This window comes from Pseudomonas trutticola BRTCR10, assembly GCF_056155105.1.
Genome location: NZ_CM149552.1, coordinates 2,313,468 through 2,339,057, shown reverse-complemented (window position 1 = coordinate 2,339,057; position 25,590 = coordinate 2,313,468). Strand labels below are relative to the sequence as shown.

Sequence of the window (25,590 nt, the reverse complement as noted above, 5' to 3'; positions counted from 1 at the left end):
GTCGCAGCGACAAAAACACAGACACTGTGGCTCCGCCTGATTTAAGCCCCCGTTGCCGGGGCGGGATTCGAACCCGCGTTTCCTATGGAGTACCTGTCGCATTCGCTGCCTTCACTACAAATAAGGTGGCACGACAAAAGTGGGTGACTGTTGCGCGTTGCCGCGCTCCGGGATTAACCGGACTCCAATGTACAGCCACCCGGCATTCGTGCCGTCACACGCGCTGACAAGGGTTTGATGAGACGTCTTGGATGTAGTCCCATCGGCATTCAGCGCCTGTGATAAATCAATTCATTGCATGTTTTCGATCGCTTCAACCCAATGCTGCGCACCGTAATGACCGCTGGTGAACTGCTCGATCACATCAAACACCGCATCGCTGAAACCGCCGACATTCAAGATGTCATCGCGATCCGCTGCCTGTGTTGCATGGCCAGGCTGGATATCGATGCACACCAGTCGCGCCTGCGGGTTGATCTGCTTGATTCGCTCCCATTGACGCATCGTCTCACTGGCTCCCCGACGTCGTATGTCGATCCAGGATTCGTTGTCCGATACCAGAATCAGCGTGTCGACCCTGGCCTTGCTGTCGGCCAGTTTCGCCAGCGGTGCCGAGCAGTTGGTGCCACCGCCAAAAATACTGGCGAGTTTCTCCGCATTACTGATCACGCTGTCACGCGGGTTGAGCTGGATATCCACCACGCCCACTTCGAACGGCATCACCCGTGCCAGCGGTTGTTTGCGCAATACGGCTGCTGCCACCAGCGCCGCGACATCGATGCAACGCACCACCGAAGTCGCGCCTTGGCGATAACCGGTTGCCGGGCTGCCCATCGAGCCCGAAACATCCGGGCAAACCACCACTGAACCTTGCAGTTGTGGCACGTTGGCCAACGACAATTCCAATGCATCCTGCAACGCTTCACGTATCCGCGCTGGAACGTCCTCACCCATCATTCGATAGGCCGCCAGCAACTGGTACGGATACACCCGCGCCTTGGCAACTTCTTGCGGATCCGCCAACCGCGCCGCCACATACTCGACGCAACCTGGCACTTCAAACGCACCGTGGCGAGCCAGAGTGTTGAGGTTGATACGCAGCCCCTGCCAGCCCATGTTGCGAGCCTGAGCGGCCCATTGTTCCTTGCTCAAGGTTTCGTTGCCGAGCAACTGGAACGGCACCGCTGGCACTTCTTCAATCGCGCCGCTGCGAAACGCCAGCAGATCGCGGGTCAATTGCGGAAGCGCCTGTACATCCACCGGCTTACCGATCAACCAGGCGAAGAACGCTTCGCGCCAGGCTTCGGCAGGTTTTGGATGAACCATTTTCACTACATCCGCCAACGAAGGCTGATTGCCAATCGATGCTTGCAAGAGTTGGCGTTCAGTCGCGCTGTTCAACCAGTTCTGCACCAATCGCTTCGGCTGCGAACCAAGGGATTTACGCCCGGTGGCACCGCTGCGGAGGATCTGCACAAAGTTGCGCAACATTTTGCCGCTATCGATCACTTGCTCGAAAACCTGTGGCACCAGCATTGAACGCTGAGCGGTCAATGCGGCCAGCAGCAATGCCGGCATGTCTTTCATATGGCCTTTTTTACGAGCGTAAATCGCCGCCTTGGCAACGAAGCTACTGTCCAGTTCGGCCACCAGTTTCAACACTTGCTCCAGTTGGCTTTCAGCAGAAGCGTAAAAGGTCTGGTTGAGGCAACCGGTCACTGCCAATTGAGCCAGTTGATGCCTGGGTGTGTAGGCATAGGCCGAGGCACCGGAGGCATTCAGAGTGTCGCAGGCTGGCAAGTGATTCGATTGCGTACTGAAGAGATTCTGGTTGGCCATCGTGGCATCTCGCTGTGTTGTCCTGTTCGTTGCGATAGGTATTGCAGCCGCTGTGCCAGTTTTGTTTTTGTTTTTTTTATTATTTTTATCTTATTGATTTATAACGGTTTTTATTTTTTAGAGCGTTTCTACCGATTAAATTCGCGACAAGCCCATCATCGAAAATCTATCATTGGATATCGTCTTTTATCTTCTGAGATAAACATGCCCAGTAAACGCACAGTCGCCATAGGTTTCATCGGAGCCACCCTTGATCGCGTCGGTAAAGGCGCCAACCGCTGGAGCCACTGGCGACCCAGCGTAGGGTTGTGCCAACAGCCGGATGTGCTGATCAACCGCCTGGAACTGATTCACGGTGTCGATGCCCGCGATATCAGCCTCGCCGAGCGCGTTCGCGCTGATATCCAACAGATCTCCCCGGAAACCGAAGTGCGCCTGCACCCGATGTCGCTGCGTAATCCGTGGGATTTCGAAGAGGTCTACGGCGCACTGCACGACTTCACCACCGCCTACGATTTCGACACCGAGCAGGAGGACTATCTGGTTCACATCACCACCGGCACCCACGTCGCGCAGATTTGCTGGTTCCTGCTGACCGAAGCGCGCTACCTGCCGGCACGCCTGATCCAGACTTCGCCCGCCAAACGCAAAAGCGAAGACGAACACGCCACCGGCACTCACGCCCTGATCGACCTCGACCTGTCGCGCTATGATCGCATCGCCTCGCGCTTCGCCAACAAACGCCTGGAAGGCCTCGAGTTCTTGAAGTCGGGCATCGCCACGCGCAATGCCGCATTCAACCGCTCCATCGAACAGATCGAACGCGTGGCGGTGCGCTCTAAAGCGCCGATGCTGCTGATCGGCCCGACCGGCGCCGGCAAATCCTTTCTCGCCCGACGCATCTTCGAGCTCAAGCGCAGCCGCCATCAGATGCAGGGCCGCTTTGTCGAAGTGAACTGCGCCACCCTGCGCGGCGACGGCGCAATGTCTGCATTGTTCGGCCACGTCAAAGGCGCATTCACCGGCGCACAAAACGCCCGCGACGGACTGCTGCGGGCGGCCGATGGCGGCATGTTGTTTCTCGATGAAATCGGCGAACTGGGCGCAGACGAACAGGCGATGCTGCTCAAGGCGATTGAAGAAAAACGCTTCTTCCCGCTCGGCTCGGACAAGGAAGTCGACAGCGACTTCCTGATCATCGCCGGCACCCATCGCGACTTGCGCAGCCGGGTTGCTGAAGGCTTGTTCCGCGAGGACCTGTACGCGCGCATCAACCTGTGGACTTTCGACCTTCCCGGTCTCGCGGGACGTCGCGAGGATATCGAGCCGAACATCGATTTCGAGCTGGAGCGCCACGCCCGTGAACATGGGCAACTGGTGCGTTTCAATCTGGAAGCACGCCGTCGTTACCTGGCGTTCGCCAGCTCCAGGGAAGCGGCATGGCTGGGCAATTTTCGCGAACTATCGGCGTCGATCACGCGGATGGCGACGTTGGCTGACAGTGGACGGATTGATGAGGCGCAGGTACAGGAAGAAATTGATCGGTTGCGCTACGCATGGGGTCTGGCGCTACCCGCAGGCATTACTGATGACTTGCCGGGAGATGGCGAGAGCATGGATCTGTTTGATCGCCTGCAATTGAAGGGTGTGCTTGAGGTTTGCCGACAGGCCGACAGCCTGTCAGATGCCGGGCGAAAACTGTTTGGAGTATCGCGACAAGCCAAGGCGCAGCCGAATGATGCCGATCGACTGAGGAAATATCTGACGCGATTCGGGCTCGAGTGGAGCGGCATAATCCAATCGTAATGCCTACCACTCGTCCAGCGCCGAGCACCTTTGCCTTCGGCGCACTTCCAATACGGTACACCCCCTGCGTGGAAGGCTTAGATGATGAACAAGAACATGACCGCCCTATCGCTCGCCAGCCTGCTTATCCTCGGCCCGCTCCACGCCCTGGCAACTGAAAAGACAACAGCAGAATCCGCCGCCCCGCCCAATGCTCTGCCAGGCGTCAATCAGTCCAAAAGTTCGCGCGCCAATGATGAGAAGGCCAACAAAAAAGGTGAGGAATCCTCGGGAGGTAATTCCGGGGCACAGCCGCATGAGACGGAAAAGGATGCAGCCACTTCGAGCGATTCGGAGGACATCAAGAAGGAGCCGAAACAGTAGCACTCGTTACCGGCAATTGCCGTGCAAGAAGCGTTGGCGCTAAAGGCTTCTTGTACTCTGAGATATGCTGCGCCAAGGCCTCCCTCTGTAGATCGAAATTGACGTCACTGCCTTGGGCAGTCGTCGATATATTGATACTCGAAGGGGAAAAAGACTGTATCGACCACAAACGAAAACGGCGCGTCGATAAGCAAAAAAGGAATCAGCTTTCCGTGGGATGTACCTACTAGCCACCAATCCAATCTCAGGCCAATGTAGGGGCATCGATGCTCGTCGTAATCCAACCGCATCGCAGTTGCCGCACACCCACTTAGACTGGCACTCAAAACCAGCAAAATCACTTTACGCAACACGTAACGTCCTTATCACTCATTCAAAAACTGCGCATCCCGCGACAACAAATAGCCGATGCAATACCACCAAGCGCGGGCTTTGGTGGTTTTTATGCAGGCCCTACAAGCAAGCAGGAACCGCCAGCGTGTCGGCAACCAACGTAAAAGGCAGGTCGATAATGATGAAAGGCCCGATGATTGGCATCAATTCCTTGAACTCGTACTCCGTTCCGTTAAAGCACGAAATAGGGCCATAGGAATTGGCGGCAAACCATGCGCAGCCGTTCAACTGCGAGGTAGCTAAAATCAAGATCAGCTGGCGTAGCACTTAACTTCCTTATTACTTGAACTGGAAGAGCTGCCGGCAGATCCGCAGACTGGCGATCGCCAACGCGATATTCGACTTCTCCTACCGCTGGACGATCTACATCGGCGCCATGTGTCGAGACGAGCGCGGCGCCGAGTACATCAAGTCGGTCGAGATCTCCGCCGAAGGTATCTACAAGGTCGAGCGCCTTGCCGATGCCATCGAGCACTACTACCTGGAGCTGCGCAACAGCTGCAACCCGACCCACATGGTTGCATCAGGCTGGATCGCCATTCCGGACGAAGTTCCGATGGATGAAGCCGAAGCCGCGAAGCTGTTCTAAGCCGCCGGCGCCTGGCATCAGGTGAAGGTAGCTGCGTGAGACGTTTTCGCACACAGCAACGTAGACGACAAACCCAACTTGAAATTATGTGAGACGTACTGAGCAGACAACAACCTATTTAAAGAAATGATCGGGGCCTTTCGGTAGCACCTCTTCGTTGAGAATCTTATCACTAAGTTTCTTAATCTTTTCTTTGACCATTGACTGAACATGCTCAAGAAGCTCTATAAACCAAAGCTCCTCGTCTTTGCTGTGCCACGCCAAATCTGGCTGATTAATTTCGGTGTAAAGATTTATAGGTATTTCCCTTCCATGCTTGACCTTCAACGGAACGACCAATGCAATTTTTGCATACTCCAAACGCTTCGCACCGCTATGCGCCGCAAAGTTATGCCGATAAGAAATCGCCACATCGTGAATATCTCGATACTTCTCATCCAGTTGATTGCGCTCTAGCTTCACTGGTCGTCCATCGCACTTAGAAAAACATTTTCCGTAGAACGTTAAAGATGCGACAAACAAACCTTTGACAAGGTTAAATTTTTCTCGATCCCTATTAATACTAAATGCGCCGTCTTTTTTACCATCATAGTCACCGACAAGATCCTTGATCTTGCGGAGCCACACCAATGAGCTTCGAATATCCTTTTCAATCAACGCATACCCCGCCATATGCTCACTTAAGCGGGACTTGAGATACACACTTCTACATGGTTTATTCTTATACTTATAAATCCGATGAAACTTTCCCGTGGTTTTATCCACAAAATCAACCGAGGTCCATCCACTAGGAACTTCTTTAATATTAACAGCTATCAACGCAATTTTTTTCATCTGGACATCCTTGTTAAAGATTGGCATATCAAACACCAATCAGAAGCAAATTGCCACCAAAGGCGGCGGGGCCGCTTGGGCCTAAGTCGTTCCCCAGAAAGTTCAATCCCAGCCGCTCCCCCCCAAAAAAACGTAAACATTTTGGCTGCTATGCCGGCCAGCGGAACTGAAGAGGTAGGCCATGGCCGAAGTGCAAGAGCCGACGAAGGAAGCGATCAAGCAGAAGAAAAAGCGCGAGAAGGCGGCAGCAAAGGACGCTGCTTTGGGCGTCGAGAAATTTACGGTTGAAGTGGCTGGCGTGTTCAAGCCCGATCTCAAGCGGGTCATGGCAGCGCACGGCATCAACAACCAGCAGGACATTCACCAGCGGCTGCTGAAGAACCTGATCAGCGCGGACTTCGAAACGCAGGCTTGGATGCTGAGGAATGTCACGACACCTTACGAGCCAAGCGAAAAGGTGTCGCGAGCATTTTACGAGAAGAGCATGGCCGAACTGGCGGCCGACCCAGGCGATGAAATCATTTCGCCTGAGATGACTCGTTCACCGTGCGGATGATTTCGTCTACAGCGTCCTGCGATTCGGTAACGAGATCGGCAGAGACCCATTTGTAGAGATCCCCACTGATGATGCCATGCTTTGCAGCATCAGCAGCAGCCGACACATCTACACCTGATTTCTTCAGCTCGGAGAGCAGTGCTACTGCGGCCTGAGCGACTGCTGCGGGGTTTTGAAAAGCCTTCGACATAACAACTCCTTGAACCGGCCCAATGCCGGGACGAACACAAATACCCCACTTCTACGAATCACGCCAGCCGGCGAGGATCCCCTATGAAAATCGAATACGGCTCGGTCTGCTCCGGCATAGAGGCTGCAACGCTTGCATGTAAGCCGCTCGGCATGCAGGAGACCTGGTTCATCGAGATCTGAATGGGCCTTCCCTTTCGAAGGAAGACCCAAAGTATCAGTCAAAACTAACAGCGCTATTGCCGATCATCCGGACCAAAGCCGGAGCAATGCAGCAATCAAAGCCAATAAAGCGATCAACACGTCAAGCCATTCACAAACCTGCGCCATCCGACACCTCAATAGTTGTTTGGACTCCTTGCGTAGGGAAATGGCGAACGCGAACACATAAATTCATTAAACCGGTCGGAAAGACCCGGCAAGGATCCCGCATGCTCACAGCAATTGACTTGTTTTCTGGTTTCGGCGGTTGGACGCGCGGTGGCAAGGACGCCGGGCTTGATGTCCTATGGGCCGCCAACCATTGGCCCGCAGCAGTCGAATGGCATACCCGCAACAACCCGGACACGATTCACGCGTGTCAGGATCTGCACCAGGCGAACTGGGCCGACGTGCCGAAGCACGACGTCATGCTCGCCTCTCCCTGCTGCCAAGGGCACACCAAGGCTCGCGGCAAGGCTGCCGGCAACCCTCAGCACGACAACTCGCGATCGACAGCTTGGGCGCCGGTACAGAACGCCGAGGTCAACCGGCCGGAGTTCGCGGTGATCGAGAACGTACCGGAGTTCATGGACTGGATCCTGTACCCGGCTTGGGCTGACGCGATGCAGCGGCTGGGATACTCGCTGGCACCGCACATCGTGGACTGCGCCGATCTCGGCGTCCCGCAGCACCGCGTGCGCCTCTTCATGGTCTGCTCGCGCAGCAAAGCCCCCTTGCACCTGCAGCTCCCCCGCTATCAGCACGTACCGGCCCGCGAGATTATCGACTTCGACGCAGGCAAGTGGTCGCCGATCAACAAGCCAGGCCGCGCCGCCTCGACGCTGACTCGCGTGAAGAATGGGCGCGAGCGTTTCGGTGATCGTTTCGTGATGCCCTACTACGGGTCTGGCTCTGGCCTCACCGGCCGTAGTCTTGAGCGTCCGATCGGCACTATCACCACGCTGGACCGCTGGGCAGTCGTCGACGGCGACATGATGCGGATGATCAGCGCTGACGAGGCCATGGCCGCGCAGTCATTCCCAAAGGACACGCTCCGCCCGGACAATCACAAGTTAACGATGCACATGACCGGGAACGCTGTCCCACCTTTGGCAGGACAGCGAATTATCGAGGCACTGATGAAAGTGGCTTAGATCAGTACTTTTCATCAATATTTTTGGTGTGAAGGTTCTTCACATCGAACTTATGAACATGCGCAACGACGTTGCCTGACTCGTCGAACAGCACGTATTCGTGTTTTGCGTCCACCACGCGCACAGCATTCTCGTATTCGAAAGAACGTCCATCGTGCAAATCAATTTGAACGGCCATATCTACCTTCTTGAAAAATGGAGAAGTGACTATGGCACACGACCTCCACTCGTCAAGGAAGCTCTCCATGCCAACAGAACTTCTCAGCGCGTCGTTGCGCTGGATCGGCCGTCGCATCCTCAAACAGATCATACCCAACCCGTACGGATAATCGCATCGATCAGTCGCACCAATGCGGCGATCAGGTTTAACAGGTCAGTCAGTTTCTTCATTCGGCGGCGCCTCGGCAATTATTCAGCCATTACACGATGCACTGACGGTAGTACTCGATGGTCTGCCGATCCTCTTAGGCTCCCCCCCTTCCACCGCCCGGGCATGCCCCGGCATAGGACGCCCCATGCCCACAGAAAACAAACCGGCAGAGCAGCTGAAGGTTGAGCGCTCGACTGTGACCAGGCTGGTGATCACCGGCGCGCCGCGGCTTGACCCGATTACCGTATTCCTTGAGGACTTCGGCCGGCGCGACTGCCCGACTGAGTCAGATCCGAACTACCAGACCGCCCAGGGCAAGATCACCATCAACTGCTGGGACAAAAGCTGGAACGCCTACTGGGGAGGTATGGGCCCGCGAACGGTCGCGGAGTTTGTCGCCGACTGCGACTGGCATTACATCCTGAACTGCCTGGATCGCGGGATTAGCAGCACGCGGTTCAGCGGGAACGCGCTTCACGCATTCGCGAGAAAGTGCATTGTCCAGCGCCGCCGGCAACAGACCGGCCGTCACGACTGGGAACTGGATGAGCTGAATAAGGGTGAAGCCCGCGACCTCTGGCACGACATCGATGTTCTGCGAAGCGTCGAGTCACCGAACGAATGCTGGCATCACAGCAAGTTGTTGACCGCGTTTTTCGGTGATGAATGGCACTACCCCGTCGGTGACAAGGCTTTCGAAGAAAACCACGAATTCACGTCCTACAGCACATTGTCGAGGCGGTTCAGGAAGCGCTGCGTCCGGAGCAGCAGTAAGTGGCTGCATCAATCATTTCTGATCTGAAGATCTGCCAATCTCCTCACGCGTAGGCATTGTCCAGTCCGAGGCTCTTTTTTCGTAGATTGATGGTTCTGGCTTTGGTGTTTCGTAACAGAAAGCTAAAAAATAGATAGCCAGTGACAACGCCGCAACGCCCGCACGCCCAAGGGGATCCGCGTCTTTGGAGAGACGTCCGCCAGGTGCAACGTGGATCGTCGCCCCCCGAATGTATGCAAACACTGCCTGACCGAAAAAAAACTGCAAAATAAGCACTGTCCAAAAGCTCTTCCAGTCTCCTTCGAATCGAGCAAATACGTTTATAAGCGAGGCTGTCGACATCAACAGCAGTAACAACAGCTGATAGCGCCTAAAAAACTTCATAGTTCCGTTTTGCGACTTCAAAACGCTTTCTCCAATCAACGAACTTTTAACCTGACGTAGAAAGGTATCGGCCAGAGTAAGCCGCTCCTAAATCGCTACTCCCTCCCCGCTCAAAGTCAGCCGCTATAGCGGCAAGGACGAAGTTTCAGGAATAAGGAACGAAATCCCCTAAGCGTTCTCGGGCGATTGGTACGGCGTATTCAAGCAGCTCAAGCGGTACATTCTCTACGAACAGGGTCACTTCAAAGCGGAGTGTCTCGTCATTTCGAAAGATCTCAAATAACAGCCCGTTGTTACCTCTCCAACACTCAAGCGCAAGGCCATCGTGTCCTTCAACGACGCTTGAAGCGCAGCAAAACCGATATTCGACTCCGTGTACTACCACATTGCACCTCCCTATCTGAGGTGGGAAAGATACCTCTCCCCTCTATGAATTTGATAGCCGCTACAGCGGCAAGGACGAAGTCATGCCTGAACAAAAGCCAATCATCATGTACGACGCTCCGGAAGCGGCCAGCCTCCAAACGGTAACCGGCTGGGTTTCCGCAGGTGGTCGATTTTTCGGCGACGATGAAGACCTTGCCCGCTACTGCGGCGCAACTCACCGCCGCTGCGACGTGAACCCCGAACACCCTATCTATGAGGTGAACAGTTCCTGCAAAGAGTGCCGACACGTCCGGCGTCAAGCAAAATTCGCGGCGATGCCAGTCAAGGACTGGGCCGGCGAGCCTCTGGTTATCTTCGATGGCGACCGCTACTTCTTCGACGAGGACAGCCTGCGCGACTACCTGATCGACAGCGATATCGAACCGGCTGACGTGCAGCTCTGCATCTGTGAGCCGAACTATCCCCGCGAAATCGACCCGGTAGACCATTTCTGCGACGACCTACCGGAGGACGGCGAGATCAACGATGGCCAGCTGCTTGCGGCGTTCGAGCTGCTGAACGAGATGATTCGCCAGTCTCAGCCGCTGTCGTGGTCGGAAGGCGAATTCGCGGCACGCCTTCCGCAATCGCTCATCGACGAGGTCACCGCCGCGAGAGCCGCGCCATGATCACCAAGTGCATTGCCGGCTGCACCCTCTTCTTCTGTCTTCCATTGGTACTGACCATAAAGGCGGTGATCGGATGAGCAATCAAATGCGTGATGAGTTTGAGGAGTGGGCCGCCGAGGAGGCCGAAGTGCGCGGAGTCGGCACGCTTCTCGGGCTCATGAAGGATGAGCACCACGACCGTTATTCAATGATTTGGACACAGACCGCATGGGTGGCTTGGCAGGCTTCTCGCGCTGCACTGGTGATCGAGCTGCCCGGTGCATGCGAGTGCTGTCACGACCAATCCGCAATCGACATGAACGAGGCTTGCGCAGAAGCCATTGAGGCCGCTGGGCTGAAGGTGAAATCATGATCTTCGCCCCGCTCTACATGGCCCACCTCATCTACAAGGGGCCGTGGCGATGACACAGATGAGCGAAATCTTTCCGGAAATGACGGTGGAGCAGGAAAAGCAGTGGTTCGCCGAGCAACAAGAAGCGCACCGTCTGGAGCTGGAGCGCGAGAAGATTGAAATCGCTCAGCGAAAAGCCGTCGACCACTACATCCGCTGCCGAGACTGCGGATCATTCGTCCAAAAATGGCGATGGGTTCGAAAGGATCACCCCCAAGCAATAAGCCAAGGATGGAGACCCTTGTGCGGCTCTTGCTTCGACAACTACGACAATTACCCATGAGCCGTATGGTCAGCGTCTGCACCGAGGAACTGACCGGCCCGGCGCTGAACTGGGCAATCAACGCGATCGAGGGTGATCAGCAACCCGGTACCGGTCAGCTTCAACTCTTCACCCTGCCCAACGCCGAGCAACTGATCACGAAGTACGGCGTCTGGGTCGATGTTGGCTGCCGGGCCCCGTGGCTGGCCGACGCCACGAGCGATCCATTCAACCGCCAGCCCGGCGAAACCAGAACGGTCGCCGTTTTCCGCGCCGTGGTCTTCGCCAAGCGCGGCGCAACCGTGAAAGTTCCCGCCGAACTCATTCAGCAGTAACCCCTCCCCCTACTCAACAGCCTGCCGGTGTACGGCGGGCGAGGAATTCGTATGGCTTTCATTGTCCCCACAGCACTCAAATGTCCGAAGTGCAACTACACCGGGCACGCCCAGCTTCAGACCACTCAGGCGAGTTACTGCCCACAGTGTTTCGATGAGTTTATTCAGGAGAACGTGCCGCGCCTGGTGGTAGATCCTGATGGCAAACCTTTCGACCCGAACAGTCAGGTAGTGAACCTGTAACCCATCACCACCTTCTGCCGCCACGCGCGGCATGGAGCATCACCATGTCAAATCGCAGCGCGGCCCAGGTCGCGCCAATCCTCCCGCGCTTCATTCGCGCCGGTGAGGCATACGGCTATCTCGGCATGTGCCGAGATGAATTCAACAAAACGGTCCGCCCGAACGTCCGTGAATTCCCGATCGGGAAACAGGGAATCGGGTTCGACCGGATTGAGCTTGACCAGTGGGCTGACGCCTACATCGAGTCCATGGCAATTGAAAAAGCGGCCAATCAGGACAACAATCAGCCCCGCAGTGGGCGCCAAGGAGCAAGTAAATGGCGCGAAAAACAATCTCCGGCCTCTATGAGAGGAACGGAATTTGGCACATCGACAAAGTCGTCAGAGGTCAGCGACTTCAGGAAAGCACTGGATCAAGCGAAAGGCAGGAAGCGGAGCAGTACCTGATCCACCGCCTGGAAAAGCTCAGGCAGGAAAAGGTTTACGGAGTGCGCGAGGTGCGAACCTGGCGGGAGGCTGCCACCAGATTCTTGGTGGAGTTCAAGGATCAAGCCTCGATTGCCCTGTCTGCGTCTCACATCGAACAGCTTGACCCGTACATTGGCGACCTACCGATCACGCATATAGATGACGGCACTCTGGCAGCCTTCAAGCGAGATCGGCAGAAGCCAACCAAAACAGCGAATGGGAAAGTAAAGCCAGGCGTATCGAACAGAACGGTGAACATCGCTCTGCAGCGAGTCGTCCGGATATTGAACCTGTGCCACAGGAAGTGGCGAGACGCAGAGAAACGGCCGTGGCTGGATAGCGTGCCGATGATCTCGATGCTGGAGGAAAAGAGGTCGAGCCGGAAGCCCTACCCGTTGTCATGGGAAGAGCAGTCGATGTTGTTCGCTGAGATCCCGGATCACCTACTGAGGATGGCACTCTACAAAGTGAACTCGGGAAGCCGGGAACAGGAAGTCTGCAAACTTCAGTGGGATTGGGAGATACGGGTGCCGGAATTGGGAACGAGCGTGTTCCTGATCCCATCAGAATTTGGTGGGAGGCACGAAAAGGCGGGAGTGAAAAACAGGGATGAAAGGTTGGTGGTGCTGAATCGGGTTGCGATGTCGATTATCGACGGCCAGCGCGGTCTTCACACAAAGTACGTGTTCCCTTACGGACAGCCGGACGAATACGGACCAACCGCGATGCACCGCATGAACGACACGGCATGGAAAAGCGCAAGGATCAGGGCGGCGGCGAAATGGGAGAAGGAACACAAGTCGCCAGCGCACCCTGGATTCCGGTCGATCAGGGTTCACGATCTGAAGCACACCTTTGGCAGAAGGCTTCGTGCAGCGAACGTGACAGAGGAAGATCGAAAGGCATTACTTGGGCACAAGAACGGCAGCATTACGAGCCACTATTCTACCGCAGAGCTTGAGCATTTGATTGAGGCGGCAAACAAAGTGTCGGCAACCGATTCGCGAGGACCAGCGCTGACCATCTTGAGGAGAAAAACGGGATGAACCCCCGCAAAAGTCCCTACGCATGAAAAAGCCCAACTCGCTAAAGTTGGGCTAAGTCATTGAATTATATGGTCGGGACGGAGTGATTCGAACACTCGACCCCTAGCACCCCATGCTAGTGCGCTACCGGACTGCGCTACGCCCCGACTGATGTTGCATTTCGCTCTTCACCTCTAAGAGCGCTCAAGAATATATCGCAAGCTTTTGAAAACTGGAAGTATTCAAACGCAGCTTTTTATTTCTTGAGTACCACCAGCACATCTTCGAGCTCGGCGATCATCTGGCGGATCATTTGCTTGTATTGGGTGGTGTCGTCTTTGGCTTCATCGCCGGACAGACGCAAACGTGCGCCGCCGATGGTAAAACCCTGATCGTAAAGGAGCGCGCGGATCTGCCGGATCATCAGCACGTCCTGGCGCTGATAATACCGACGGTTTCCGCGGCGTTTGACGGGGTTGAGTTGAGGAAACTCCTGCTCCCAGTAGCGCAGCACGTGTGGCTTTACGGCACACAGCTCGCTGACTTCACCAATGGTGAAGTAGCGTTTGCCCGGGATGACGGGTAGTTCGTCGTTATGACTTGGTTCCAGCATAAGCCTCAACTCGGGCCTTCAACTTCTGCCCTGGACGAAAGGTGACCACACGGCGAGCCGTGATCGGGATTTCTTCCCCCGTTTTCGGGTTGCGGCCAGGCCGCTGGCGTTTGTCCCGAAGGTCGAAATTGCCGAAACCGGACAATTTGACCTGCTCGTTGTCTTCAAGAGCGTGCCTGATTTCCTCGAAAAACAGTTCGACCAATTCCTTGGCTTCCCGCTTGTTCAGGCCCAGCTCTTCATACAGACGTTCCGCCATCTCAGCTTTCGTCAAAGCCCCCATACGTCACTTCCTTAACGTGGCGTTCAACCTTTGTTCGAGCGAGGTGAGGATATTTTGCGTCGTCGAATTCACCTCATCGTCATTAAGAGTGCGCGATGGATGCTGCCAGGTCAAGCCAACTGCAAGGCTTTTTCTATCAGGATCAATGCCTTTACCCTGATAAACGTCAAACAGCCTTAGATCTGTGAGCCATTCGCCTGCATTTTCACGGATTACGTCCAATACAGCCGAGGCTGCAACGTCTTTGTACGCGATCAGTGCAAGGTCACGACGCACTTCAGGAAAGCGCGACAACTCGTGGAATTTCGGCATTTTACCGAGTGCCACTTCCGCCAGAACCAGCTCGAAAACAAAGACTGGACTATCCAGACCCAAAGCTTTCGACAGTTCCGGGTGAATGGCGCCGATGAAGCCGACTTCACGCCCTTCGCGCTCAATGCGTGCGGTTTGACCCGGGTGCAGCGCCGGGTGTTTGCCCGGTGCGAAAGTGAACGAGTCCAGCGCACCGGCAAAACCCAGTACAGCTTCTACGTCAGCTTTGACGTCGAAGAAGTCCACAGTATCGCGCCCCTGCGCCCAGCCTTCCGGCAGACGGCTACCGCAGACAACACCGGACAGCATCGGCTCTTGCTTCAGACCTTCCAGTTGACCAACGAAGCGCAGACCGCTTTCGAACAGACGCACGCGATCCTGCTGACGGTTCAAGTTGTGCTGCAACGCCTTGACCAGACCCGGCCACAACGACGAACGCATGGCGGCCATATCATTAGAGATCGGATTGGCCAGCAACAGCGGCTCGACGCCCGGATTGAACAGCTCGAACTGCTTTGGATCGATGAAGCTGTAAGTGATCGCTTCCTGATAACCGCGCGCCACCAGCAGACGGCGTAGCTCCGGCAGATCGCTACGCGCTTCAGCCTTGGCTTGTGGCGCCAGACGCGCTTGCGGGTAACGAACCGGCAGACGGTTGTAGCCGTACAGGCGAGCCAGCTCTTCGATCAGATCGACTTCCAGACTGATGTCGAAGCGATGGCTTGGCACTTCTACGCGCCACTGGCCTGCACCATCGGCGGAAATGTTCAGACCCAAGGCGCTGAGCAGACGCTCGACCTGTGCTGAATCCATTTCCATGCCGAGCATCTGGGTAATGCGCTGGGCACGCAGGGTGATCGGCGCGATCGACGGCAGATGTTGCTCGCTGACGGTCTCGATGATCGGGCCGGCTTCGCCGCCAGTGATTTCGAGCAGCAGGCCGGTGGCGCGCTCCATGGCTTCACGGGCCAGCTGCCAATCCACGCCACGCTCGTAGCGGTGCGAAGCATCGGTATGCAAGCCGTAGGAACGAGCCTTGCCCGCGACAGCGATCTGGTCGAAGAACGCAGACTCAAGGAATACATCGCGAGTGGTCGCGGACACGCCGCTATGTTCGCCACCCATCACACCAGCAATCGCCAGAGCGCGGGTGTGGTCAGCGATCACGAGCGTATCGCTACGCAGGCTGACTTCCTGACCGTCGAGCAGAACCAGTTTCTCGCCCTCTTCCGCCATGCGCACACGGATACCGCCATTGATTTCGGCAAGATCGAAAGCGTGCAGCGGCTGACCCAGTTCGAGCATCACGTAGTTGGTGATGTCGACGGCAGCGTCGATGCTGCGCACTTCAGCACGGCGCAGACGCTCAACCATCCACAGCGGCGTAGGTTTGGACAGGTCAACGTTGCGGATGACACGACCCAGGTAACGTGGGCATGCCGCTGGCGCCAGCACCTCCACCGAACGCACTTCATCGTGCACAGCGGGAATACTCATCACCACCGGACGGGTGACCGGAACGGCGTACAGTGCGCCGACTTCACGAGCCAAGCCGGCCAGGGACAGGCAGTCGCCACGGTTCGGGGTCAGGTCGACCTCGATGCTGGCGTCTTCCAGATCGAGATATACGCGGAAATCTTCGCCCACCGGCGCATCGGCCGGCAGCTCCATCAGACCGTCGTTGCCTTCACCGACTTGCAGCTCGGCTTGCGAGCAAAGCATGCCGTTGGACTCAACGCCGCGCAGCTTGGCCTTCTTGATCTTGAAGTCGCCTGGCAACTCGGCACCGATCATGGCGAACGGAATCTTCAGGCCCGGACGCACGTTTGGCGCACCGCATACTACCTGGAAGGTTTCCGCACCATTACTGACCTGGCACACACGCAACTTGTCAGCGTCAGGGTGTTGCTCGGTGCTCAGCACCTCGCCCACCACCACGCCACTGAATACACCGGCTGCCGGCGTAACGCTATCGACCTCAAGACCGGCCATCGACAGACGAGCAACCAGCTCGTCGCGATCTACCTGCGGGCTAACCCAGCCACGCAGCCATTGTTCACTGAATTTCATCCTGCTCTCCTAAGAATTCGTTACGACTAGCGAAATTGCGCGAGGAACCGCAAGTCGTTGTCGAAGAACAGACGCAAGTCGTTCACGCCGTAACGGAGCATGGCCAGACGCTCGACGCCCATACCGAAAGCAAAGCCGGAGAACTCTTCCGGATCGATGCCGGACATGCGCAGCACGTTCGGGTGAACCATGCCGCAGCCCATCACTTCCAGCCAGCCGGTCTGCTTGCAGACGCGGCAGCCTTTACCGCTACACATCACGCATTCCATATCGACTTCAGCGGATGGCTCGGTGAACGGGAAGTACGAAGGACGGAAACGTACGGCCAGTTCTTTCTCGAAGAACACCCGCAGGAACTCTTCGATGGTGCCTTTGAGATCGGCAAAATTGATGTCGCGATCGACCAGCAGGCCTTCGACCTGGTGGAACATCGGCGAGTGGGTGATATCGGAGTCGCTGCGGTACACACGGCCTGGGCAGACGATGCGGATCGGTGGCTGCTTCGATTCCATGGTGCGGACCTGTACCGGCGAGGTATGGGTGCGCAGCAGCATGTTGGCGTTGAAATAGAAGGTGTCATGCATCGACCGGGCCGGGTGATGGCCTGGGATGTTGAGCGCTTCAAAGTTGTGATAGTCGTCTTCGACCTCAGGACCTTCGGCGATGCCGTAGCCAATGCGAGTGAAGAACTGTTCAACACGCTCCAGAGTCCGGGTCACCGGATGCAGACCACCGGAGGTCTGACCACGGCCCGGCAACGTCACATCAATGGACTCGGCGGACAGTTTGGCAGCCAGTTCGGCTTCTTCAAACAGGGCCATGCGCGCATTGAGAACGCCTGTTACACGTTCCTTGGCAACGTTGATCAGGGCGCCAACTTGCGGACGCTCTTCTGCCGGCAAATTCCCCAGGGTCTTCATCACCTGAGTCAATTCGCCCTTTTTGCCAAGGTATTGAACCCGGATTTGCTCCAGGGCATTGATATCTTCAGCGCTTTGCACAGCCTCTAGAGCTTGAGAGACCAGCGCGTCCAGGTTTTCCATGTACAGACTCCAGATACAAAATAGGGGAAGAGCTTGAAGGCTCTTCCCCTATTTAAGACGTTTACCACCTGGCCCCACGGAAGTGAGACCGGGTGATTGTCGGGGGTACTTAAGCCAAGGTGGCTTTAGCTTTCTCGACAATCGCAGCAAACACCGCTTTTTCGTTCACTGCCAGATCAGCCAGAACCTTACGGTCGATCTCGATGGACGCTTTTTTCAGGCCAGCGATGAAACGGCTGTAGGACAGACCGTTAACACGTGCACCAGCGTTGATACGAGCGATCCACAGAGCGCGGAACTGACGTTTTTTCTGACGACGGTCACGGTAGGCGTATTGGCCTGCCTTGATTACCGCTTGCTTGGCAACACGGAATACGCGCGAGCGTGCGCCGTAGTAGCCTTTAGCAAGTTTCAGAATTTTTTTGTGACGTTTACGGGCAATGACGCCACGCTTTACACGAGCCATGAGTTACTTCCTCTATTCTTGACTAAAATTAACGAAGGCGCAGCATGCGCTCGACTTTTGCCACGTCAGACGGATGCAGCAAGCTGCTACCGCGCAGTTGACGCTTACGCTTGGTCGACATTTTAGTCAGGATGTGGCTCTTGAAAGCGTGCTTGTGCTTGATACCGTTAGCAGTTTTCAGAAACCGCTTAGCAGCACCACTTTTGGTTTTCATTTTTGGCATGTTCGGATACTCCGCATTCAGTTGATAAACATAATCAGAAGGCCTGCCGTGCCCTGTTGATTACTTCTTCTTTTTCGGGGCGATGACCATGATCAGTTGGCGTCCTTCCATCTTAGGATGCTGTTCGACCGAACCGTACTCGAGCAGGTCAGCTTCAACCCGCTTGAGGAGTTCCATCCCCAGCTCCTGGTGGGCCATCTCACGGCCGCGGAATCGCAAGGATACCTTGGCCCTGTCCCCATCACTCAGGAAACGTACCAGGTTGCGCAGTTTTACCTGGTAATCCCCTTCCTCCGTCCCTGGACGAAACTTGATTTCTTTTACCTGAATCTGCTTCTGGTTCTTCTTCGCCGCTGCAACCTGTTTCTTCTTTTCGAAGATAGATTTGCCGTAATCCATCACCCGGCAAACCGGTGGGATTGCGTCGGCAGAGATTTCTACCAGATCAAGCTTTGCTTCTTCAGCAATACGAAGCGCTTCATCAATCGAGACGATGCCAATCTGCTCGCCATCAGCGCCAATTAACCGAACCTCGCGTGCCGAGATATTCTCGTTGATCGGGGCTTTCGGTGCAGCTCGTTTATCTTGTCTCATTTCACGCTTAATAATAATTACTCCGAATCTGGGCGACCACGCCGGGAAACCGCTTGCGCGAGAAACTCAGCGAACTGGGCGACGGGCATCGAGCCCAGGTCAGCACCTTCACGAGTACGCACAGCGACAGTCTGCATCTCGACTTCCTTATCTCCGATAACCAAAAGATAGGGAACCTTGAGCAAAGTATGCTCGCGGATTTTAAAGCCGATCTTTTCATTTCTCAAGTCGGACTTGGCACGAAATCCGCTTTCGTTGAGAGTTTTTTCTACTTCTGCAACAAAATCTGCCTGTTTATCAGTGATATTCATGATCACCGCCTGGGTTGGCGCGAGCCACGCAGGGAATGCACCTTCATAGTGCTCGATCAGAATCCCGACGAAACGCTCGAAGGAACCGAGGATCGCACGGTGCAACATCACTGGATGTTTGCGGCTGTTGTCTTCGGAGACGTATTCAGCGCCCAAACGGACAGGCAGGTTAAAATCGAGCTGCAAGGTACCACATTGCCAGACGCGACCGAGGCAATCTTTCAGCGAGAATTCGATTTTCGGACCATAGAACGCGCCCTCACCCGGCTGCAGATCGTACGGCAGGCCCGCAGAATCAAGGGCTGCAGCCAGTGCGGCTTCAGCGCGATCCCACAGCTCGTCGGAACCGACGCGTTTTTCCGGACGAGTGGACAGCTTCATCTCGACATCGGTAAAGCCGAAGTCGCGATATACGTCCATGGTCAGCTTGATGAACGCAGCGGATTCGGCCTGCATCTGCTCTTCAGTACAGAAGATATGGGCGTCGTCCTGAGTGAACCCACGCACGCGCATGATGCCGTGCAGCGCGCCCGATGGCTCGTTACGGTGGCAGGCACCGAACTCGGCCAGACGCATCGGCAGCTCGCGGTAGCTCTTCAGGCCTTGGTTGAACACCTGCACATGGCAAGGACAGTTCATCGGCTTGATGGCGTAGTCGCGGCTTTCCGACTGCGTGGTAAACATGTTGTCGGCGTAGTTGGCCCAGTGCCCGGATTTCTCCCAAAGGCTGCGATCAACAACCTGCGGCGTCTTGATCTCAAGGTAGCCGTTGTCACGCTGCACCTTGCGCATGTATTGCTCGAGCACCTGGTACAGAGTCCAGCCGTTCGGGTGCCAGAACACCATGCCCGGCGCTTCTTCCTGGGTATGGAACAGGCCCAGACGCTTGCCGATCTTGCGGTGATCGCGCTTTTCAGCTTCTTCGATGCGCTGGATGTAAGCCGCGAGCTGCTTCTTGTCTGCCCAAGCGGTGCCGTAAACGCGCTGCAACTGCTCGTTTTTGGCGTCGCCGCGCCAGTAGGCGCCCGACAGCTTGGTCAGCTTGAAGGATTTCAGGAAGCGCGTGTTCGGCACGTGCGGACCGCGGCACATGTCGACGTATTCTTCGTGATAGTACAGGCCCATCGCCTGCTCGTTCGGCATGTCCTCGACCAGACGCAGCTTGTAGTCTTCGCCGCGGGCCTTGAACACTTCGATCACCTCGGCGCGCGGAGTGACCTTCTTGATGACGTCGTAATCTTTTTCGATCAGCTGCTGCATGCGCTGCTCGATGGCGGCCATGTCGTCCGGAGTGAAAGGACGCTCGAAGGCGATGTCGTAATAGAAGCCTTCGTCGATGACCGGCCCGATCACCATTTTGGCAGTCGGGTACAACTGCTTGACCGCATGGCCGACCAGATGCGCGCAAGAGTGGCGAATGATCTCCAGCCCCTCTTCATCCTTTGGCGTGATGATTTGCAGCGTCGCGTCGCTGTCGATGATGTCGCTGGCGTCAACCAGCTTGCCATTGACCTTGCCGGCCACGGTAGCTTTGGCCAGGCCTGCACCAATGGATGCGGCGACCTCGGCTACGGAAACCGGGTGATCGAATGAACGTTGACTGCCGTCGGGAAGAGTAATAGTTGGCATGGCGCCTCCTCTCCTAGTGGTGACCCCTACCAAAGGTCACGTGGGTTGGGATGAGCCAGTACAAGATCCGATCCAGGCCATTCAATGACGAACGCCTGCCTTACAGCGGCAGGAGCCTTGCGGCCAACCGGAAAACCGAACCAGAGTGACTGGGATTCAAATCAGAATGTTCGCACGCTGACCGCAGCCGGGACGGAAAGTCATCCGGTGCCTGTAAACGCTTGAGCCCGGCATGCTAGCACAGATGAGCGGTCACTTATGCCTCTGTTTGAGCAGAAGGCAAATCGTCCGTTTTTATGCCAGAGTGCTGAACTTGAGAGGCCTTTACCCCCTCAGATAACAAGACATTGACCCACAAGGAGCATCCTCGCATGCGTCTGAACACCTTATTCGCCGTAGTCGCCCCTATTGTTCTGTTGGTGCCGCTGGCCGCTCACGCTGATTGGCCGAAGGGCGAACGCGAGAAATACATGGCACAGTGCACCCAGGCGGCTACTCCACAAATCGGCGCCGCTGCTGCCAAATCTCACTGTGCCTGTGGTGCAGATGCCATCAAGTCTTATCCGGCCAGCGACATTCAGGCGTTGATGGACAACAAGGCTACGCCTGAATTGAAGCAGAAAGCGCTGGGCCAAATTGCCAAATGCAAAGCCAACACCCCGGCAAAAAAGTAAGTAAAAAGCACTTCTGACTCGGCTCAGCGCCCCTGAAAACGGCTGAATTTGAGCCTTTTCGGACGATTTATGCAGGTTTTACAGGTTTTTTTATTGTCTTTACTTTTCGCTAAAAGCCTTTGAAACCGGGGCTTTCAGCGTACGAAGGCAGCAAAGAAAACACGACTGATTGGCAAACAGCACGTCCGGGGGGCTACCAAAGCGAACATTTCGACTATGATACCCGGGTGTGCCCAGTTGGCCTGAGCAGCACAGTACTGAAAAATATATGTTTCTTGGAGATACACCATGTCTAATCGCCAAACCGGCACCGTTAAGTGGTTCAACGATGAAAAAGGCTTCGGCTTCATCACTCCTCAAGGTGGCGGTGACGACCTGTTCGTACACTTCAAAGCTATCGAATCCGACGGTTTCAAAAGCCTGAAAGAAGGCCAGACCGTCTCTTTCGTGGCTGAGAAAGGCCAAAAGGGTATGCAAGCTGCACAGGTTCGCCCAGAGTAATTTCTGAGCAGAACTAAAAAACCCCGTCCATGTGACGGGGTTTTTTATGCCTGAAACAAAAGCGCTCGGCGATCAGCCGCAGTTGACGCGGGTAACCACCAGAGCGTTATCGGTATTCAGGTTCAAGCGATCGGAGCGGTATTCCAGGGTGATCATGTCATCGGGCTTGAGGAAGCGTGCGTTTTGCGCACCGGCTTTCGCTCGGGCCTGCTCCAATAGTGCGGGCGAAGCTTTCTTGCCAATGGCGAACTCCGCTGCCGTCGCTTCACAGCGGCTACCAGCTTCTGGCGCCACAGGATCCTTTGCCGACTCGCTGGAGGTCGTACTGCAACCGGCCAACATGGCAGCGGCCATAAGTGCACCCAGTGTCGCGAACTTCAAAGGCATGAAGCCTCCTTACTTTCAAATGATTAAGCTGAGATCGTGCGACCGCCAATGCGGCGTTTGGTTTCATGACAAATGCCATCCCCCTGCCCCACGACCGGAAAAACGCCGAGTTTGCCTGAGCAGCCCTCACCCCTTCATCAATCAATCGTGACTGAATATTAACGAGCTCAGTAGACGTCGATGTAGTCGTAAGGTGGATTCGGCCAGTTGTCTTTGAGCGCATTGAAAATCTGCATCACCCACACTTCGTCGCTGGCCGCGACATTTCCCACATAGCCTGAACCCTTGGCCCAGGTTTCCAGACGAAACAACAGGCCATCAATGTCCTGACCGCCCGTCACGCCCGAAGAAATATACGCAATACCGCCCTTGGTCACGCGCAGTTGCGTGTGCTCATCATCGCTGGCCGACGCCAGCAATTGGCGTACGGCATCAAGCGTAAGGCCGTCAGGGGTATTCAAATCGATCTGCACAGCACGATCCTTGGATAAGCCGGAAAAGACCAAGTGTCGCATAGCGTTGTGCTCATGCCTAAGTCGCAGTGCCAAACGAGCGACAAAGTGGTTAACTCGTCCACCGACATTCCCGACCTTTCGAGCGCACTCATGAGCACCGTAAGCATCACCGCCGACATCAAAGTCCTGTGGCCGAAAGGGCACAGTTCATACAGCCCGGGCAGTTCGGAAGAGCTGGCATTGATCAGCATTGATCTGCTGGTCAAAACGATGGGAACACAAGGCGCGCAAACGTTTATAGCCCAAGTGTTCGAGAGGTATCAGCACGACCCAAAGGGCAAGCCGGACACCGAGAGAGAGTAGCGACCCGCAGGCTGGCACCTGCGGGCCTTTGCCTTACTTCAGGCGTTTCAGGCGCTCAGTCAGCAGATCGAAGAAGCCTTGGGCATCACCATTCTCGACCCAGAATGCATTTTTCGGTTGTTTTAGGCCGTCGTACCAATCAACGACGGTCTGACCGAAAGTGATCCCTTCACGGCTATCAACAGCCACGTTAACCGAGCGACCGGTGAACAGTTCCGGCTTCAGCAGGTAAGCGATGACGGTAGCGTCATGCACCGGGCCGCCCGGGATGCCGTAATGCTCCATATCCCCTTTGATGTACTCGTTGAGAATGTCGCCGACAATCTTGCTCGCATTGTTGTTGAGCGCTGCAATCTGCTTGAGGCGCGCATCGCTGGTGAGAATCTTGTGGGTCACGTCCAGCGGCAGGTAGGTCAGCTTCACGCCGCTCTTGAGTACCACTTCAGCCGCTTGCGGATCGGCAAACAGGTTGAATTCAGCCACCGGGGTGATGTTGCCACCGTTGAAGTGCGCACCACCCATGATCACCACTTCCTTGATGCCCTGAACAATCTCGGGCTCCTGGATCAGCGCCAGCGCCAGGTTGGTCTGCGGACCGAGCATGGCGATGGTGATGCTGTGCGGCTTGGCTTTTTTCAGGGTGTCGATCAGGTAGTTGACCGCATTGCCTTCAGCCAGGCCTTTTTTCGGCTCATGCACGGTGACACCCGACAGGCCTTCCTTGCCATGGATGTTTTCGGCGTAGATCGGCGTACGCATCAGCGGTTTCGGCGCACCGGCGTACACCGGTACATCCTCGCGCCCTGCCCACTCGCGAGCCAGACGCGCATTACGCGACGTCTTGTCGAGGCGCACGTTGCCGGCCACGGTGGTCAGCGCACGAATATTCAGTTCGTCCGGCGAGGCCAGGGCGAACAGCAAGGCGACCACGTCGTCGGCACCCGGATCAGTGTCGATGATCAGGTCGATTTTTTCCGCCGCATGAGCGCCGGTTGCAGTTATCACGGACAAAAGCAGCAGACTCCGGACCAGTTGATGCAGTTTTTGAGCATAGCGTTGCATGGCGCATTCCTTGTGCAGATGAAATCGAAAATCAGAACGTAACCCCAGCGACCAGAACGATGTTGCAGTACGGCTGACATTCGCCTGTACGAACAATCGCTCGTGCCTGTCGGCTGAGAACCTTGAATTGGTCGTGACTGAGCAGATCGCGACGTCCCAGTGCGCCCTCTTCATTCAACGCCTCCAGCGTGGTGAGCGCCGTCGGCTGCTTATCGAAAATCTCTTTGGCCAACGCGTGGCTTTCCACCTGCATTTCGCTGAGCAGCACTTTCAACGTGGTGACGAAATCCGGGACGCCGTGGGTCAGCGCCAGATCAATCAATTCGACACCGGGCGGCACCGGCAACCCGGCGTCACCGATGACCACCATGTCGCCATGGCCCAGGGAGGCGATCAGCCGCGACAGCGCGACATTGAGCAGAGGAGTCTTTTTCATGCGGGTTTAAAGGCCTGTACGTCGGACATTGTTGGGATAGAAGGCTGCGCGCCAGCGCGAGTCACTGACAATGCAGCGGCAATCTGCCCGTAGCGAATCGCTTCAGCTTCGGACTTGCCAGCGGCCAGGGCGGCGGCAAAACCACCGACAAAGGTATCCCCTGCCGCCGTGGTATCGACGGCTTTCACTTTGGGGGCAGGAAAATGCTCGAAGCCTTTGCCGTTGGCGAACAATGAGCCCTCGGCGCCGAGGGTGATGATGACTTTGCCCGCACCCATCGCGATCAAGTGACTTGCAGCGCTTTCTGCGGTTTCCAGCGAATCGACCGGCAGGCCGCTCAATGCAGCGGCTTCGCTTTCATTGGGAATCAGATAATCGATGGCCGTGAACCAATCCGACGGCAACGGGCGGCTGGCTGGCGCGGGGTTGAGGATCACCGTCTTGCCCAGCGCACGCGCGCGCTTGAGCGCATGGCCCACCGTCGCATCCGGAATTTCAAGCTGACAGATGACAACATCGGCAGCCTGTAGCACGGCGTCGAACCGGTCGATCACCGCCGGCGTCATCGCGCCGTTGGCTCCGGCGACAATCACGATGGCGTTCTGACTGTTGTCATCGACAACGATCAAAGCCACGCCACTGGAATCCTCGACGACGCTCACCGCCTGGCAGTCAATCTGCTCAGCCAGCAAGGCATCACGCAATTGCACGCCATAGTCGTCATTGCCGACACAACCGACCATCGCCACTTGTGCACCCAGTCGCGCGGCAGCCACTGCCTGATTGGCACCCTTGCCGCCGGACACGGTGGCGAAGGAGTGACCGATCAGCGTTTCACCGCCCCGGGGCAACCGTGGCGCCCGGGTCACCAGATCCATGTTCAGGCTGCCTATTACCACTACATTTGCTGGCATACATCATTACTCGTCAATTCGGT

At 56.0% G+C, this 25,590-nt stretch carries 36 protein-coding genes, 1 tRNA gene and 1 pseudogene; 17 read left to right on the top strand and 21 right to left on the bottom strand.

The genetic code is table 11. The features are described 5' to 3' along the window. Positions 1-291: 291 nt before the first annotated feature. The gene (locus tag ACVVH8_RS10485) at positions 292-1,839 is read right to left on the bottom strand and encodes an RNA-binding protein (protein WP_475229895.1); all 1,548 of its coding nucleotides are present in this window, start codon (positions 1,837-1,839) and stop codon (positions 292-294) included. 204 nt (positions 1,840-2,043) lie between these two features. Between ACVVH8_RS10485 and rtcR the strand changes: the two genes are divergently transcribed. Further along, positions 2,044-3,645 (top strand): RNA repair transcriptional activator RtcR, encoded by a 1,602-nt coding sequence (rtcR, locus tag ACVVH8_RS10480; RefSeq protein ID WP_475229892.1) that lies wholly within the window; start codon positions 2,044-2,046, stop codon positions 3,643-3,645. 84 nt (positions 3,646-3,729) lie between these two features. Then, entirely contained in the window at positions 3,730-4,008 is a 279-nt protein-coding gene (locus ACVVH8_RS10475) for a hypothetical protein (RefSeq protein WP_475231150.1), read from the top strand. A 104-nt stretch (positions 4,009-4,112) separates the two neighbouring features. On the opposite strand, the gene ACVVH8_RS10470 is transcribed toward ACVVH8_RS10475, so the two are convergent. Both ACVVH8_RS10470 and ACVVH8_RS10465 read right to left on the bottom strand, forming a co-directional pair. Beyond that, a complete protein-coding gene (locus ACVVH8_RS10470; protein WP_213028164.1) occupies positions 4,113-4,361 on the bottom strand; it encodes a YceK/YidQ family lipoprotein in 249 nt (82 codons plus the stop codon). 100 nt (positions 4,362-4,461) lie between these two features. Then, positions 4,462-4,668 carry a YceK/YidQ family lipoprotein gene (locus ACVVH8_RS10465; RefSeq protein WP_249412114.1) on the bottom strand — a complete coding sequence of 69 codons (207 nt, stop codon included), beginning with the start codon at positions 4,666-4,668 and terminating at the stop codon, positions 4,462-4,464. Between the two features lie 16 nt (positions 4,669-4,684). Here ACVVH8_RS10465 and ACVVH8_RS10460 point away from each other — a divergent pair, with 16 nt between their 5' ends. Then, entirely contained in the window at positions 4,685-4,990 is a 306-nt protein-coding gene (locus ACVVH8_RS10460) for a hypothetical protein (RefSeq protein ID WP_475229889.1), read from the top strand. Between the two features lie 114 nt (positions 4,991-5,104). Here the strand turns inward: ACVVH8_RS10460 and ACVVH8_RS10455 are convergent, their stop codons facing one another. Further along, on the bottom strand, positions 5,105-5,824 hold the full coding sequence (locus tag ACVVH8_RS10455) for a hypothetical protein (RefSeq protein WP_475229887.1): 720 nt from the start codon (positions 5,822-5,824) through the stop codon (positions 5,105-5,107). 181 nt (positions 5,825-6,005) lie between these two features. Here ACVVH8_RS10455 and ACVVH8_RS10450 point away from each other — a divergent pair, with 181 nt between their 5' ends. After that, complete coding sequence (locus tag ACVVH8_RS10450; protein ID WP_475229884.1) at positions 6,006-6,380, top strand: hypothetical protein; 375 nt, start codon at positions 6,006-6,008, stop codon at positions 6,378-6,380. On the opposite strand, the gene ACVVH8_RS10445 is transcribed toward ACVVH8_RS10450, so the two are convergent. After that, positions 6,343-6,570, bottom strand: coding sequence for a hypothetical protein (locus tag ACVVH8_RS10445; protein WP_475229881.1), 228 nt, complete (start codon positions 6,568-6,570; stop codon positions 6,343-6,345). The genes ACVVH8_RS10450 and ACVVH8_RS10445 overlap by 38 nt on opposite strands. Before the next feature lie 83 nt (positions 6,571-6,653). Between ACVVH8_RS10445 and ACVVH8_RS10440 the strand changes: the two are divergent. Continuing rightward, positions 6,654-6,749: pseudogene (locus tag ACVVH8_RS10440) on the top strand (DNA cytosine methyltransferase); the annotation flags it as partial. 251 nt (positions 6,750-7,000) lie between these two features. Further along, on the top strand, positions 7,001-7,924 hold the full coding sequence (locus tag ACVVH8_RS10435) for a DNA cytosine methyltransferase (protein WP_475229878.1): 924 nt from the start codon (positions 7,001-7,003) through the stop codon (positions 7,922-7,924). 1 nt (position 7,925) lies between these two features. Here the strand turns inward: ACVVH8_RS10435 and ACVVH8_RS10430 are convergent, their stop codons facing one another. Then, positions 7,926-8,102 (bottom strand): hypothetical protein, encoded by a 177-nt coding sequence (locus tag ACVVH8_RS10430; protein ID WP_475229876.1) that lies wholly within the window; start codon positions 8,100-8,102, stop codon positions 7,926-7,928. A 337-nt stretch (positions 8,103-8,439) separates the two neighbouring features. On the opposite strand from ACVVH8_RS10430, the gene ACVVH8_RS10425 reads away from it, so the two are divergent. Further along, complete coding sequence (locus ACVVH8_RS10425) at positions 8,440-9,096, top strand: phiTE_072 family protein (protein ID WP_475229874.1); 657 nt, start codon at positions 8,440-8,442, stop codon at positions 9,094-9,096. On the opposite strand, the gene ACVVH8_RS10420 is transcribed toward ACVVH8_RS10425, so the two are convergent. Then, positions 9,082-9,474 carry a hypothetical protein gene (locus ACVVH8_RS10420; RefSeq protein ID WP_475229871.1) on the bottom strand — a complete coding sequence of 131 codons (393 nt, stop codon included), beginning with the start codon at positions 9,472-9,474 and terminating at the stop codon, positions 9,082-9,084. The two genes, ACVVH8_RS10425 and ACVVH8_RS10420, sit on opposite strands and share 15 nt — an antisense overlap. 446 nt (positions 9,475-9,920) lie before the next feature. On the opposite strand from ACVVH8_RS10420, the gene ACVVH8_RS10415 reads away from it, so the two are divergent. The 7 genes from ACVVH8_RS10415 to ACVVH8_RS10385 all read left to right on the top strand — a co-directional run bounded on the left by ACVVH8_RS10415 (position 9,921) and on the right by ACVVH8_RS10385 (position 13,252). Next, the gene (locus ACVVH8_RS10415; protein ID WP_475229869.1) at positions 9,921-10,508 is read left to right on the top strand and encodes a hypothetical protein; all 588 of its coding nucleotides are present in this window, start codon (positions 9,921-9,923) and stop codon (positions 10,506-10,508) included. Positions 10,509-10,581: 73 nt separating this feature from the next. Beyond that, positions 10,582-10,860: a phiTE_015 family protein gene (locus tag ACVVH8_RS10410; protein ID WP_475229866.1), complete on the top strand. Its 279-nt coding sequence runs from the start codon at positions 10,582-10,584 to the stop codon at positions 10,858-10,860. Between the two features lie 58 nt (positions 10,861-10,918). Beyond that, positions 10,919-11,182: a hypothetical protein gene (locus tag ACVVH8_RS10405; protein WP_475229864.1), complete on the top strand. Its 264-nt coding sequence runs from the start codon at positions 10,919-10,921 to the stop codon at positions 11,180-11,182. Next, entirely contained in the window at positions 11,179-11,496 is a 318-nt protein-coding gene (locus ACVVH8_RS10400; protein ID WP_475229861.1) for a hypothetical protein, read from the top strand. Before ACVVH8_RS10405 ends, ACVVH8_RS10400 begins: the two co-directional genes overlap by 4 nt. A gap of 51 nt (positions 11,497-11,547) precedes the next feature. Beyond that, the gene (locus ACVVH8_RS10395) at positions 11,548-11,739 is read left to right on the top strand and encodes a hypothetical protein (RefSeq protein WP_475229859.1); all 192 of its coding nucleotides are present in this window, start codon (positions 11,548-11,550) and stop codon (positions 11,737-11,739) included. 44 nt (positions 11,740-11,783) lie between these two features. Next, on the top strand, positions 11,784-12,185 hold the full coding sequence (locus ACVVH8_RS10390; RefSeq protein ID WP_475229856.1) for a hypothetical protein: 402 nt from the start codon (positions 11,784-11,786) through the stop codon (positions 12,183-12,185). Continuing rightward, on the top strand, positions 12,071-13,252 hold the full coding sequence (locus ACVVH8_RS10385) for a tyrosine-type recombinase/integrase (RefSeq protein ID WP_475231148.1): 1,182 nt from the start codon (positions 12,071-12,073) through the stop codon (positions 13,250-13,252). The genes ACVVH8_RS10390 and ACVVH8_RS10385 overlap by 115 nt, the downstream gene beginning before the upstream one ends. Positions 13,253-13,321: 69 nt before the next feature. Here the strand turns inward: ACVVH8_RS10385 and ACVVH8_RS10380 are convergent. The 9 genes from ACVVH8_RS10380 to thrS all read right to left on the bottom strand — a co-directional run bounded on the left by ACVVH8_RS10380 (position 13,322) and on the right by thrS (position 20,775). Next, positions 13,322-13,398, bottom strand: a tRNA-Pro gene (locus ACVVH8_RS10380). Positions 13,399-13,487: 89 nt separating this feature from the next. Next, on the bottom strand, positions 13,488-13,844 hold the full coding sequence (locus tag ACVVH8_RS10375; protein WP_003179985.1) for a MerR family transcriptional regulator: 357 nt from the start codon (positions 13,842-13,844) through the stop codon (positions 13,488-13,490). Continuing rightward, positions 13,825-14,127, bottom strand: a complete 303-nt coding sequence (ihfA, locus tag ACVVH8_RS10370; RefSeq protein ID WP_002553164.1) for an integration host factor subunit alpha — start codon at positions 14,125-14,127, stop codon at positions 13,825-13,827. The genes ACVVH8_RS10375 and ihfA overlap by 20 nt, the downstream gene beginning before the upstream one ends. A gap of 3 nt (positions 14,128-14,130) precedes the next feature. Then, entirely contained in the window at positions 14,131-16,509 is a 2,379-nt protein-coding gene (pheT, locus tag ACVVH8_RS10365; RefSeq protein ID WP_475229853.1) for a phenylalanine--tRNA ligase subunit beta, read from the bottom strand. Between the two features lie 26 nt (positions 16,510-16,535). After that, positions 16,536-17,552, bottom strand: coding sequence for a phenylalanine--tRNA ligase subunit alpha (pheS, locus tag ACVVH8_RS10360; RefSeq protein ID WP_003226365.1), 1,017 nt, complete (start codon positions 17,550-17,552; stop codon positions 16,536-16,538). 109 nt (positions 17,553-17,661) lie between these two features. Beyond that, on the bottom strand, positions 17,662-18,018 hold the full coding sequence (gene rplT, locus ACVVH8_RS10355) for a 50S ribosomal protein L20 (RefSeq protein WP_007913489.1): 357 nt from the start codon (positions 18,016-18,018) through the stop codon (positions 17,662-17,664). A gap of 28 nt (positions 18,019-18,046) precedes the next feature. Beyond that, positions 18,047-18,241 (bottom strand): 50S ribosomal protein L35, encoded by a 195-nt coding sequence (gene rpmI, locus ACVVH8_RS10350; protein WP_002553160.1) that lies wholly within the window; start codon positions 18,239-18,241, stop codon positions 18,047-18,049. A 60-nt stretch (positions 18,242-18,301) separates the two neighbouring features. Next, positions 18,302-18,853: a translation initiation factor IF-3 gene (infC, locus tag ACVVH8_RS10345; protein WP_171057393.1), complete on the bottom strand. Its 552-nt coding sequence runs from the start codon at positions 18,851-18,853 to the stop codon at positions 18,302-18,304. Beyond that, positions 18,853-20,775 carry a threonine--tRNA ligase gene (thrS, locus tag ACVVH8_RS10340; protein WP_103304894.1) on the bottom strand — a complete coding sequence of 641 codons (1,923 nt, stop codon included), beginning with the start codon at positions 20,773-20,775 and terminating at the stop codon, positions 18,853-18,855. The genes infC and thrS overlap by 1 nt, the downstream gene beginning before the upstream one ends. A gap of 371 nt (positions 20,776-21,146) precedes the next feature. Here thrS and ACVVH8_RS10335 point away from each other — a divergent pair, with 371 nt between their 5' ends. Both ACVVH8_RS10335 and ACVVH8_RS10330 read left to right on the top strand, forming a co-directional pair. After that, positions 21,147-21,449, top strand: coding sequence for a hypothetical protein (locus ACVVH8_RS10335; RefSeq protein WP_213028146.1), 303 nt, complete (start codon positions 21,147-21,149; stop codon positions 21,447-21,449). A gap of 288 nt (positions 21,450-21,737) precedes the next feature. After that, positions 21,738-21,950, top strand: coding sequence for a cold-shock protein (locus ACVVH8_RS10330; RefSeq protein ID WP_003179963.1), 213 nt, complete (start codon positions 21,738-21,740; stop codon positions 21,948-21,950). A 72-nt stretch (positions 21,951-22,022) separates the two neighbouring features. On the opposite strand, the gene ACVVH8_RS10325 is transcribed toward ACVVH8_RS10330, so the two are convergent. Next, positions 22,023-22,337 carry an I78 family peptidase inhibitor gene (locus ACVVH8_RS10325; RefSeq protein WP_103304892.1) on the bottom strand — a complete coding sequence of 105 codons (315 nt, stop codon included), beginning with the start codon at positions 22,335-22,337 and terminating at the stop codon, positions 22,023-22,025. Positions 22,338-22,504: 167 nt separating this feature from the next. Beyond that, positions 22,505-22,810: a hypothetical protein gene (locus ACVVH8_RS10320; protein WP_007913485.1), complete on the bottom strand. Its 306-nt coding sequence runs from the start codon at positions 22,808-22,810 to the stop codon at positions 22,505-22,507. 132 nt (positions 22,811-22,942) lie between these two features. Here ACVVH8_RS10320 and ACVVH8_RS10315 point away from each other — a divergent pair, with 132 nt between their 5' ends. Beyond that, positions 22,943-23,155, top strand: coding sequence for a hypothetical protein (locus tag ACVVH8_RS10315; protein WP_103304938.1), 213 nt, complete (start codon positions 22,943-22,945; stop codon positions 23,153-23,155). 33 nt (positions 23,156-23,188) lie between these two features. Here ACVVH8_RS10315 and ACVVH8_RS10310 read toward each other — a convergent pair whose 3' ends face one another. From ACVVH8_RS10310 to rbsK, 3 genes are read right to left on the bottom strand one after another with little or no spacing between them, the layout of a single operon-like run. Further along, the gene (locus tag ACVVH8_RS10310; protein ID WP_103304891.1) at positions 23,189-24,217 is read right to left on the bottom strand and encodes a nucleoside hydrolase; all 1,029 of its coding nucleotides are present in this window, start codon (positions 24,215-24,217) and stop codon (positions 23,189-23,191) included. A 31-nt stretch (positions 24,218-24,248) separates the two neighbouring features. Further along, positions 24,249-24,653, bottom strand: coding sequence for a D-ribose pyranase (rbsD, locus tag ACVVH8_RS10305; RefSeq protein WP_103304890.1), 405 nt, complete (start codon positions 24,651-24,653; stop codon positions 24,249-24,251). Then, entirely contained in the window at positions 24,650-25,567 is a 918-nt protein-coding gene (gene rbsK / locus ACVVH8_RS10300; protein WP_475229851.1) for a ribokinase, read from the bottom strand. The genes rbsD and rbsK overlap by 4 nt, the downstream gene beginning before the upstream one ends. Positions 25,568-25,590: the final 23 nt, after the last annotated feature.